The sequence below is a fragment of the Nocardia sp. NPDC057440 genome (assembly GCF_042802915.1).
Lineage (GTDB): Bacteria > Actinomycetota > Actinomycetes > Mycobacteriales > Mycobacteriaceae > Nocardia.
The window spans coordinates 101114-112146 of the sequence record NZ_JBHVDF010000022.1 but is presented as its reverse complement, the minus strand read 5'-3'; the positions used below and the strand labels follow the sequence as shown (position 1 = coordinate 112146).

General features: G+C 66.9%; 12 protein-coding genes. 8 read left to right on the top strand and 4 right to left on the bottom strand.

Translation table 11 applies throughout. From position 1 onward, the window contains the following. Positions 1-217 precede the first annotated feature (217 nt). The 5 genes from ACFU4Z_RS32710 (at position 218) to ACFU4Z_RS32690 (ending at position 2881) form a co-directional block, all read left to right on the top strand. Positions 218-865, top strand: a complete 648-nt coding sequence (locus tag ACFU4Z_RS32710) for a DUF402 domain-containing protein (RefSeq protein ID WP_379071013.1) — start codon at positions 218-220, stop codon at positions 863-865. 56 nt (positions 866-921) lie between these two features. Beyond that, positions 922-1446 (top strand): DUF402 domain-containing protein, encoded by a 525-nt coding sequence (locus ACFU4Z_RS32705; RefSeq protein WP_379071010.1) that lies wholly within the window; start codon positions 922-924, stop codon positions 1444-1446. A gap of 89 nt (positions 1447-1535) precedes the next feature. After that, positions 1536-1874: an ArsR/SmtB family transcription factor gene (locus ACFU4Z_RS32700; protein WP_379071007.1), complete on the top strand. Its 339-nt coding sequence runs from the start codon at positions 1536-1538 to the stop codon at positions 1872-1874. Continuing rightward, positions 1871-2386 carry a pyridoxamine 5'-phosphate oxidase family protein gene (locus ACFU4Z_RS32695; RefSeq protein ID WP_379071004.1) on the top strand — a complete coding sequence of 172 codons (516 nt, stop codon included), beginning with the start codon at positions 1871-1873 and terminating at the stop codon, positions 2384-2386. The genes ACFU4Z_RS32700 and ACFU4Z_RS32695 overlap by 4 nt, the downstream gene beginning before the upstream one ends. Positions 2387-2419: 33 nt before the next feature. Further along, positions 2420-2881, top strand: coding sequence for an SRPBCC domain-containing protein (locus tag ACFU4Z_RS32690; protein WP_379071002.1), 462 nt, complete (start codon positions 2420-2422; stop codon positions 2879-2881). A 128-nt stretch (positions 2882-3009) separates the two neighbouring features. On the opposite strand, the gene coaE is transcribed toward ACFU4Z_RS32690, so the two are convergent. Beyond that, positions 3010-4218, bottom strand: a complete 1209-nt coding sequence (coaE, locus tag ACFU4Z_RS32685) for a dephospho-CoA kinase (RefSeq protein ID WP_379071000.1) — start codon at positions 4216-4218, stop codon at positions 3010-3012. 304 nt (positions 4219-4522) lie between these two features. Here coaE and ACFU4Z_RS32680 point away from each other — a divergent pair, with 304 nt between their 5' ends. Further along, the gene (locus ACFU4Z_RS32680) at positions 4523-4735 is read left to right on the top strand and encodes a hypothetical protein (RefSeq protein ID WP_379071031.1); all 213 of its coding nucleotides are present in this window, start codon (positions 4523-4525) and stop codon (positions 4733-4735) included. A 52-nt stretch (positions 4736-4787) separates the two neighbouring features. Here the strand turns inward: ACFU4Z_RS32680 and ACFU4Z_RS32675 are convergent, their stop codons facing one another. Continuing rightward, entirely contained in the window at positions 4788-6326 is a 1539-nt protein-coding gene (locus tag ACFU4Z_RS32675; protein WP_379070997.1) for a phospholipase C, read from the bottom strand. Between the two features lie 276 nt (positions 6327-6602). On the opposite strand from ACFU4Z_RS32675, the gene ACFU4Z_RS32670 reads away from it, so the two are divergent. Together ACFU4Z_RS32670 and ACFU4Z_RS32665 are read left to right on the top strand one after the other, a co-directional pair. Continuing rightward, entirely contained in the window at positions 6603-7139 is a 537-nt protein-coding gene (locus ACFU4Z_RS32670) for a hypothetical protein (RefSeq protein ID WP_379070995.1), read from the top strand. Next, a complete protein-coding gene (locus tag ACFU4Z_RS32665) occupies positions 7136-8857 on the top strand; it encodes an MMPL family transporter (RefSeq protein WP_379070992.1) in 1722 nt (573 codons plus the stop codon). Before ACFU4Z_RS32670 ends, ACFU4Z_RS32665 begins: the two co-directional genes overlap by 4 nt. On the opposite strand, the gene ACFU4Z_RS32660 is transcribed toward ACFU4Z_RS32665, so the two are convergent. Next, positions 8844-9476 carry a TetR/AcrR family transcriptional regulator gene (locus ACFU4Z_RS32660; RefSeq protein WP_379070989.1) on the bottom strand — a complete coding sequence of 211 codons (633 nt, stop codon included), beginning with the start codon at positions 9474-9476 and terminating at the stop codon, positions 8844-8846. The two genes, ACFU4Z_RS32665 and ACFU4Z_RS32660, sit on opposite strands and share 14 nt — an antisense overlap. A 31-nt stretch (positions 9477-9507) precedes the next feature. Then, positions 9508-10911, bottom strand: a complete 1404-nt coding sequence (locus ACFU4Z_RS32655; protein ID WP_379070986.1) for an SPFH domain-containing protein — start codon at positions 10909-10911, stop codon at positions 9508-9510. Positions 10912-11033 lie beyond the last annotated feature (122 nt).

The following is an 11033-nucleotide window of genomic DNA, read 5'->3' as shown; positions in this document are numbered from 1 at the left end:
ACCCGACGTCGCATCGGCGACCACCGAGCCCGCGCCATGGGAGTTCCCATTCACCGCCACCGGCAAGCATTGGTGCACAACTTGTTACTTGCCCGAAATGTCCGTTGCCGCAACGATATTCATCACATTCCCAGAGAAAGCGCGCAACCCCCGACGGGTGTAGCCTGATTTGGTTATCGGTACAGGGTGTTATCGGTACAGGGTGAAGGAAGACGCCATGAGCGCTCTGATTCCATTGCTCGCCGCAGTGCCTGCAATGACCGGGTTAGCCGGATACGTCGCCAGGGACATGCGCGGGGTCGCACCGGGTCAACTAACCGCCAGGCTCGCGACCGCACCACCGGGACCGCTCGCCGCGGCCGCCCCCGCTAAACCGAAGGTCGAGTATTTCAATCTCGCCGATCTGACCAATACCGACGCACGAGGCTTCGTCCGGTCGGTGGAGCGCTACCACGTCGAACCGTGGGGCCTGTATATGGCCAGGACGGTTGGCGGGCCGGAGTTCCACTACGTCGAGTCGTGGCTGGTGCCGGAGCTGTCGATCCGCGCGACGATCACCCACCGCACCCCAGCACATCACCGAGGGCAGGATTACTGCCTGGACATCGGCGAATTCACGAAGGTCGAACCGAAGCGCTGGAAAGCGATCGACCACTACCTCGACATCATGGTGCAGGGCGGGCGCAAGTCCGAGTTGCGCGGCGTCGAAGACCTGCTGGCCGCCCACGCGGCCGGTTTGATCGACACCGCGCAGGCACACCGCGCCTTCGAGCGGGCCACCACCGCGATGGACGGCCTCGCCGCCCACGAGCACGATGTCGAACGCTGGCTCGCCTCGCATGGCATCGTGCTGAGCTGGATGTAGCGGACGCCACCGCCGCGGCACTCGACGCGGGCCCGGCGGCGGTAGATTCTATGTGCATGACACAGGCACCATCAGTGGACGTGCATCGCCCGAAGGTGGAGTACTTCGACCTCGCGGCGCAGACCAACACGGACCCGAAGGGTTTCGTCCGGCCGGTCGAGCAGTTCCGCGCGGAGCCATGGGGCCTGTACATGGCGCGTGTTTCCGACCATCCGCAGTTCCACTACATCGAGTCGTGGCTGCTACCCGAGCTGTCCATTCGCGTCACCGTCTTCCATTACCATCCCGAACACCAGCGCGATCAGGACTACTACGTCGATCTCGGTGAGTTCGCCCAGGTCGGGCCCAGCACCTGGAAGTCGGTGGACCACTACCTCGACATCGTGGTGCGCACCGGCCGCGACACCGAGCTGCTCGATGTGGACGAGCTGCTCGCCGCCCATGCCGCGGGTCTGATCGGCTTCGATGAGACACAGGCCGCGATCGAGTACGCGGCAGCGACGATCGAGGGCATCGCCGCCAACGGCCACTCCCTCGAACGCTGGCTCGCCACCCGCGGCATCACGCTCACCTGGCGGTAGTTCCTTTCTCGGGCAACCTCTTGACAGTGGCCGACGCGAGGACCATTATTTAACCTATCAGTTAATTATCTAGGTGGTTTAATACAACCATGACGGACGACGAACTCAGCAGGACCTTCGCGGCACTCGCGGACCCGACCAGGCGCGCCATCCTCGCCCGCCTCGCCGACGGCGAAGCCACCGTCACCGAGCTCGCCGAACCGTTCGCCATGAGCCTGCCCGCGATCTCCAAACACCTGAAGGTGCTCGAACGCGCCGGGCTCATCACCCGCGGCCAGCACGCGCAATGGCGCCCGTGCCGATTGGAGGCCGCGCCGCTCGGCGAAGCCACCGATTGGCTCGACCGCTACCGGAAATTTTGGGACAGCCGCTTCGACCGCCTCGACGAACATCTGCACCGGCTACAGAACAAGGACAGATCGATATGACCGACACCACGCACCTCGCCCAGGGCGATGTCCGACTCCTCGAAAGCCTGACCGCCCAGCGGCTGCTGGAGGCCGATATTCCGGCGCGACTGGCCTTTACCGCCGCCGACGGCACCCCACGCGTGCTGCCGATCAACTTCTGGTGGAACGGCGCCGAGATCGTCATGGCAGGCTTCGCACCGTCGAAGAAGGCGAAAGCACTGCGCGCCCGCCCCGACGTCGCCATCACGATCGACACGAATTCCGCACCGCCGGAGGTGCTGCTGATCCGGGGCCGCGCCGAGGTGCACGAAGTACACGGCGTGGCACCGGAATACGCCACAGCCATGAGAAAGGGCGGTGCCGAGGCCGTCGCCGACTACCTCGACTTCGTGACCGGGATGGCGCCCACGATGGAACGAATCGTGGTGCGGCCCACCTGGGTCGGCGTGATGGACTTCCGAACCCGGTTTCCCACAGGTGCACCCGAGTGGATGAGCGGCCAGACTCCGGACGCCGAACACGATTCCTGAACATACCGATCGACAACCCCAGAGGATTCCGCCATGAGCGACCGCGAATTCACCATCGTCCGTGTCTTCGATGCACCCCGGGAGCTGGTCTTCCGCGCGTGGCTCGACCCCGATCAGCTCACCGAATGGGCTGGGCCACACGGCTTCACGACCCCACGCGACAGCATCCTCGTCGAACCGAGGGTCGGCGGCCGCTACGACTCGGTGATGGTCGCGGACAGCGACGGTGCGACCTATCCGAGCGCAGGCGTCTTCCGCGAGATCGTCGAGCCCGAGCGGCTGGTGTTCACCTGGGGTGATCCCACCGGCGACGGCACCGTCGCCAATGAATCGGTCGCCACGGTGACCTTCGCCGACACCACCGAAGGCAAGACGACCATGACTTTCCATCTACTCGCCCCCGGACCGCTGAGCCCGGAGGACGGAGCGCGCGAAGGCTGGGGTCAGTCGCTGGAACGGCTGGGGACTTTGCTGTCGGCAACGCATCAGCGCTGACTCCGATATCGCCCAGGTCTGGATGCGGCGCGGACGGGACATCACCTGCGGCCGACACCGCACCGCCGCAGACCACTGCACGCTGCCCGGCCCCGACATCGCACCCTGCGGTGCCGGTCGTGCCCGATTTACCCGTCGCGTTCGCGCCAGGCGCGAACTCGCTCGTACGCGGCGTCGAACCACGGCTCCTTGACCTCGAGGTAAGCGAGCGCCGCCTCCTCGCCGGTGAGTCCGGCCGCCTTGGCCTCGCCTTCCCGTTTCCTCTCGAGGTATTCGGCGCGGACTGCGGCATCCGACCGCAGCCAGTCACGGAAATCGAGCGCGAACCGCTGCCCGGGCGACCCGGCAACGCGGACATGGACATTGGCGAGCCGACCGGGGTCGGCGTTGGAATGCAGCCGCTTGACCCACAGACCGATGTCCGTCCCGGCCGGGTCCGCGCTCGTCGGTTTGGGATTGTCGTGCGTGGCATGGGGCTTCACGGGAAAGCCCGCCGCGCCGAGCGCCTCACACAACCCGTCGGCCGTCGCCATGTCGGCGACCGTGATCTGCACGTCGATCACATCCTTTGCGGGCAGGTCCGGCACGGCGGTCGAACCGATGTGGTCGATCCGCGACGCGGCCGGACCACAGGCCACCCACAGCCGCGCGATGAGCCGCTGTGCCTGAACCGGCCACTGCGGATTCGGCGCGACGACACGCACATCCGGCCGCCGCGCGGGCGTGCCGGTGCGCAGGTTGCGCTCGAACGGCGCCAGGCGCTCATCCCACAGCCGGTGCACGATCGGAACGATGTCATCGGCGGCGCCGCTGTTGTCGAGCAAAACGTCGGCCACCGCGCGCCGCTGCTCGTCGGTGGCCTGTGCGGCAATTCGCGCCCGCGCATCGGCCTCGGAAACACCGCGGAATTCGACAAGTCGCCGAATTCGAATTTCCTCCGGGACGTCCACAATAAGAACAAGATTCATCAACGGCGCGAGACCGTTTTCCACCAGCAACGGGATATCCTGCACGAGAATTGAATCCGGCGCAGCGGCGGAAATAAGTTCAGCAGTTCGCTTTCCGACGAGCGGATGCGTTATCGAATTCAGCGTCGCGCGCGCTTCGGCACTGCCGAATGCCTTGCCCGCGAGCACGGGCCGATCCAGGCTGCCGTCCGCGGCGAGGATGTCCGTGCCGAAGGCCGCCACGAGCGCCGCGAGCCCCTCGGTACCCGGCGCGACCACCTCCCGTGCGAGCACGTCGGAGTCGATGACTACCGCGCCACGGTCGGCGAGTGTCCGCGCCACCGTCGACTTGCCCGCTCCCATGCCTCCGGTGAGGCCGATCCGCAACATTCGACCAGTCTCGCATCCGCGCCGGGCGGGCCGGTCTCCCACCCGAGCGTCCCCGTGGACCTCGGCGCCCAATCGGCTCGAATACCCACTCGGACCGACCATTCCACTACCCGCGCCGCTATTTGCCCGATCCGTGACTCCGCCGAGACCATCTCGCAACATTTCCGGCCGATTACCGTTCGCGGGCGACAACTTTCCGACACGCCGGGGCAATTGCTGGCGCAAAATACTCTGACTCGCCCTTTCGTTCGGCTAATCTTCGCCGTGGCGATCCAGGCCAGTACCAGCAAGCAAAGGAACACCATTGAGCACCAGAAACGACCAGACGGGTCGCCACCGCCTGGGCATGGCGGGTGGTATGCACTGCATCCAGATCCCCGCCGTCGCGGCCGCGCTCGCCGAGCACCGCCGCTCGTGGTTCACCGCGTTGACCAACCCCGCGCGGCACAGCTTCGCCGCCATGCGAAAACGCTCTGCCGTGGCCGCCACGTATTGGGTACCTGCGACCGCCAGCTGACCCCAACTGACGACGGGCCCAGTCCGAACGGACTGGGCCGCTTTCGGCGTGCTCAGACGACGCCGCTCGGCCTGCGTCGGCTGCCCGGCTGCTGCTGCGGCATTTCATTGGGCGGCACCGGATACGGAATGCCCGCGGCCACGGTGCCCAACGCCAGATTCGGGCCGCATTGCGCGAGCGCGGCGTCGACTTTCGGCTTCGGATCGGTCAAGATCGGCTTCGCTGCATTCGGCATCGATCCGAAATCGAACGTCGATGTCATATCGCCGGTGATACCGCGCCGCCACGGTGTCAGATTCGGCACCTCGACACCGAACCTGGTTTCCAGCAGCCGCAATTGGGAGGTGTGGTCGAAGGTCTCGGACGCGACGAGGCCGCCGCGGCTGTAGGGCGAAATCACCAGTCCCGGAACGCGATAGCCGAGTCCGATCGGGCCGCTGATCCCGCTCGACGAGCTCACTCGATCCAGCGGCACGGTCAGGAACTCCCCCGGCGTCCCCGGCGGGGGCGTCGGCGGACCGACGTGATCGAAGAACCCGCCGTTCTCGTCGTAGCTGATGATCAGCGCGGTCTTCTCCCACACCTTCGGGTTGGAAGTGAGGATGTCGAGCAGCTGCACGATGCCGAACGCGCCGAACGCCGCGGGCAGCGCGGGATGTTCGCAGTTGATCAGCGACGGGATCACCCAGGACACATCGGGCAGCGTGTCATTGGCGACATCGGCCTGGAAGTCGTTGGGGTACACCGGCGCAAGGCCGCGACGAGCCAGCTCGGAGTTCGGGTCGGCCGACTGGGTGAAACAGCCGAGCATGCCGTCGAGGATCGCCGAGGCCAGTGGGCCGATATCACGGTTGTTGTAGATCTTCCAGCTCACCCCGGCGTCGGACAGGTTCTCCGGGTAGGTCCGCCAGCTGTAGACGTGCCGCGGGATCAGAGTGGGAGTCTCGACCAGGGGACCACCCGCACGCCCATCCGGGTCGATGGTGGCGCTGATCCAGTACAACCGGTTCGGATCGGTCGGGCCCAGCACGGAGCAGTGGTAGTTGTCGCAGAGGGTGAACGCGTCGGCCAGCTCGTGGTGGATCGGAATATCTTCGCGCCGGTAGTAGCCCATCGCCGCGGGCGCATTGGCCGGGCCGACGCTGGCCACCGACATCGGCATCCACTGGTCGTTCTTGCCGTCGTTCCATGCGCGGTGCATGCCGCCCCAGGTGTGGTCCGGGTCGTTGATGCACTCGCCGTCGAGGGTCGCGCCACGGGTGGTGTCGAGCCGGAAAGGGTTCACGAAGCCGTCGGGAGTCGGACCGATACCGGGCGTCCAGCCGTATTGCTGCCAGACCGGTGACGCCTCGCCGAACCCGCGGACACCCGACATGGTGCCGAAATAGTGGTCGAACGAACGGTTTTCCTGCATGAGCAGCACGAAGTGCTCGATGTCTCCGAGGCCGCCCGTGCCGGCGGGATCGGCGGCGTGGGCACGCTCGATGATCGGGTTCGCCCAGGAGGCCAGTGCGCCGACGGCGCCTGCCGCCGCGGCCTTCGCCAGGAACTGCCTGCGGTTGAGACCACGGAACGGACCCGCTGCGCGCATGGTTGATACAGCCTTTCTGCCGAGCTCGATCGAGCAGGGTGCTGGCTGTCCGCGCCGCCCCCGCCCCGAAGTTGGTGAACCGTCCGACTGTGCTCGACGGCGTGTGAGTGGCCGCAGCTTAACCAGAATCGGCTATCGAATCCGCGAGCGCCGACGGCCTGGCGCGCCGTGACGCGACATGAATATCTGACAGTCACTTGCTTTCTTGCCCGACCGGTTCGTAGGCTGGCGGGAAATATCTGAGAGTCACTCTCAGAAATAGCAGGTGGAGGGGCGATGACACAGCTGACCGTGCTCGAACGGCAGAATCCACCGGACCCCACGCCCCGCCTCGGCGTCGTCGGACGCTGGGGCGTCACGATGGCACGGCACCGCCGAATCGTGCTCACGGCGTGGCTGCTACTGGTGATCGCGTGCGCGTCGGCCTACCCCGCCCTGCACGCCGGCCTCGGATCGCCCGACTACTCGGTCCCCGGATCGGACTCGGTGGCCGTCGATCGGCTTGTCGCACAACACTTCGCGCGGTTCGGCACCGAACAGGACCTGATCGTCTTCCATTCGGCGCAGCGCACCGCGGACTCGACGGAATACCGGGCGGTGATCGACAAGACGATGACCGCGGTCCGAGCCACCGACGGCGTCGCCGGTGCGATCGGCCCGTACGAGGGCAACGCCGCCGCCCAGATCTCTCCCGACCGGCAGACCGCCGTCGGCCTCGTCGGCGTCGACGGCGGCATGACGGAGCGAGTCCGGATCGCGAAGGAGCTGCAGTCCACCCTGGCCAGGCAATCCGTTGCGGGCGTCGAAGGATGATCACCGGATTCGCACCGGCGCAGGCGGATCTGACCGACATCGAAACCGCCGATCTGCAACGCGCCGAAGGCATCGGCCTACCGGTGGCCGGCGTGGTGTTGGTGCTCGCCCTCGGCGCGCTGGTGGCCGCGACCGTGCCCATCGCGGTGACCGCGGCGGGCATCGCCGTGGCCATCGGGGCGCTGGCCGGGCTCGCGACCTTCCTGAGCTTCGACTCACTGGTGCTCTCGGTGGCGACCATGATCGCCACCGGCACCGCGATCGACTACGCGATGTTCATCGTCAGCCGGTTCAACGAGGAACTCACCCGGCGGGGTGTACGCGATCGCCATGCGATCGAGACCATCACGCAAGCCGTCGGCGCGGCCATGGACACGACCGGCCGGACCATCCTGGCCTCCGGATTGATCGTGTTGATCTCGCTGTGCTCGCTCGCCGTCGTCGGTCTTCCGATGCTGAACGGAATCGCCATCGGTGTGGTGACGGCGGTCATCGCCACACTGACAGCGGCCTTTACGCTGCTGCCCGCTCTGCTGGCGGTGTCGGGTCCGGCCATCAATCGCGGCGCACTGCCCGCCCGGCTACGACCCGCCGAGGTCGAGTCCGCGACGGCCTCGACCGGGTGGGCGCGGTGGGCACGCCTGGTGATGGCGCGGCCGGTGTTGTTCGGTGCCGTCGGCGTCGCGGTGCTCGCACTCGCGGCCGCACCGATCGCCGGCGTCCAGTACGGCGTGGACATGGGGCTCGGTTCGCTGGCCGACCGTCCGACCGGGCAAGCCACCGCACTGGTGAAACAGAACTTCGGTCCCGGTCTGCTGGCGCCCATCGAGGTGGTCGCCACCGGACCCGACGGTACGCCGCTGACCGGTGGATCACGCACGGATGTCGAGGGATTCGTCACCGAGCTGTCGCGGGATCCCCGCATCGCGCGGGTACTGCCGCAGCAGGCCGAAGGCAGGCTGCTCGCGGTAGTGGTGCCCAAGGTTGCCTTCGACTCGACCGATGCGGGCGAGCTGGTGGCCGACATCCGTTCCCGCGCCGCGACAGTCGACGGGGTGGACATCAGGGTCGGCGGCACCGCTGCCTCGTTCGCCGATGTGTCACAACGGATCACCGCTCGCTTTCCATGGGTGATCATTCTGGTCCTGACCGTTTCGCCGGCCTTCCTCGTCGTCACTTTCCGCAGTATCGTGCTCGCCGCCAAGGCGATCCTGCTCAACCTGCTGGCCACCGGCGCCGCACTCGGCATCACCGTCGCGGTCTTCCAACACGGTGTGGGCGAGTCGGCGCTTGGCTTCCACAGCACCGGATTCCTGCAGGTGTATCTGCCGATGCTGGTGTTCGCGGTGCTTTTCGGCCTGTCGATGGACTACGAGGTATTCCTGATCCGACGCATGAAGGAAGCCTGGGATCGCAACCGGGACAACGCCGCCGCCGTCGCGGAAGGACTGCAGCGCACCGCACGGCCGATCACCGCCGCGGCCGCCATCATGGTCGCGGTGTTCGCGAGCTTTGTGACCGCGGATGTGCTGGAGCTGAAGCAGATCGGGTTCGCCTTGGCCGTGGCCATCACTATCGACGCCCTCATTGTCCGACTGGTGCTGGTACCCGCGTTCATGCAACTGTTCGGTCGATGGAACTGGTGGCTGCCGCGCAGCCGGCCTCGGCGGCCGCGCGGCGGCGGCGCACGCTCGGAACTGGCGCCTACCGGAACATGACCTCGATCGCGTCGACTATCGAACCGATCGCCTCGGTATAGACGTCTTTGAGTCGCCGAGTGAAACCTGTTGCCGCCCAATGGTCCAGGGCCGCGACACATCCCCAGACGCCGGTCGCGGCGGCCATCCCCACCGTCAGGTCCTCGGGGTCGCGGCCGCTGCGTTCGGCGAACAGCATGCGGAATTCGTCGGCCAGGTCGCGCATCTGCCGCGTCTGCCCGTCCCGGATCTCGGGAATCGTCACCACATACTGCAGCCGCCTGCGGATCCGGCGCTCGGACTCCTCGGTGAGCAGCGATTCGATCAATACCGGCACCAGCAGCCGGGTGACGGCGATCAGATCGGCGGGCGCGATCGTTTCGGCGCCGCCCGCGGTTCTGATCACCTCGAGGATCCGCGGATCCGCCTCGTCGTAGAGGACGAGCATCTCCTTGGTGCCGAAGTACCGGTAGATCGAACTGGGTGACACGCTCGCCGCGGTCGCGACCCGGTCGACGGTCACATTGCGGTACCCATGCTCGTCGAACAGATCCAGTGCGACCTGCTGGATTCGGCTCATCGCCTCGATCTTCCTGCGTTCCCACAGGGTCGAGGAAAACTCCACGGCGGACTCGGACATCAGTTGCGAGGATACCCGGGCCCGACCTCGATCACGGCTTCGGTGCGAATGCCTCCACCACGGCGGTCAGCTGGGCGATCACGCCGGACAACGAGGCCGAGTCGCCGCCGAGCTGGAACGATTTCAGTTCGGCGGGGGCGGGCAGCTTGGCGACGATCTCCGGCAGCGACTCGACCAGCTGTGCCTGGATCGCCGTGGCACCGCGCTCATTGGCGGTGTCCACCCTGATGTGGTCGCGCTCCAGGTCGAGCAGGGCGGCCTCGTGCGCCGCGCGGGTCCGGGCCGCCGAGTCGGCCAGCTCGCCGTCGCGTTCCAGCTGCCGCAACTCCTGGGTGCGGCGCAGGTTTTCGGTGCGTTCGGCGTGCTGTTCACGTTCCAGCCGCAGCGCGTGCAGTGCGGTCTGCTGAGCAAGATCGGCAACGGTGCGCTCGTCGTCGTGCTGACGGGTAGTGCGGCGCAACTGTTCGGTGGTCTCCCTGTCGAACCGCGCCGCCTCGTTGCGTGCGCGCAGTTCGGCCAGTTCCCGCTCGTTCTCGATGCGCCGCTCCTCGGCAGTCCGATTCGCCTCGGTCTCGCGCGCCGAAATCACTTCCTGGGTCGCCAGTTCCGCGAGGCGGGCGATCTGGCTCTGTTCGCTGCGGTAGGGCTTCTGCAGGTTCTCCCAGAGCGTGGACGAGCTGACCACCGCCTCCTTGATCTGCACGGTGACGATGCCGAGGCCGAGCCCTCGGTCGCGGCCGTCCCCCGCCGCATCGCCCGATCCCTCGGCCACCGCTCTGAGCCGCGCCGTCAATTCCTCGATGATCGGCTGCTTGTCGCTGAGCACATCCCGCACCCCCATGGTGGACACCTTGTCCTTGATGGCGGCCTCGGCCTGTTCGCGCAGCTGAATATTCACCAGCCGCATCGGATCCTCGCCGTCGGAAAAGTCGAGCTTGCGATAGGCGGTGGCGAAGTCCTCGATGATCCACTGCACGTACCCCTGGACCAGCACGCCCTGTAGTTCGCTGCAGATGCAGTAGGCGTTGATCAGGATCGTCTGCATGGCGCCGGGCACCACGAGATACGCATCGGTCGCGGGGTTGAAGCGGAAGGAGACGCCGAGCCCGATGTGCAGCGGTTCGCTGCGACCACGCCGGGTGTGCACGACAAAAGCGTTGGGCGGCACCAGAACCGTGCGCCACCGCCAGAATCCGGTGACCCTGACCTCTACCGGCCCCGGCCCGCTGCCCTGCACAGCGGCCCCGACTCGATCGGCCCGCTTCGCCATAGCGCCGCGACGTACCGGCTGCGCCGGTCCACCGGGCGCGGCCGCCGGTGCGGGCGCAAGCGCCTCTGCCGCCATCGGCTTGCGTGTGCGCAAGTCACCTTCGAGTGCGGCCTGCTGGGCGACGACCTGCTCGAGGTAGTCGTTCCGGCCCGAATTGCTCCCCATGCCCGGCACCCTACCGCCGAACGCGACCCTCGACCGCCCGAATTCGACTACCCCCGAATCGATCCCGCGCCCCTGACGCTGGAGCCGATCCCGTGTGGTCTACCGCGCCGCCGCCATCAACG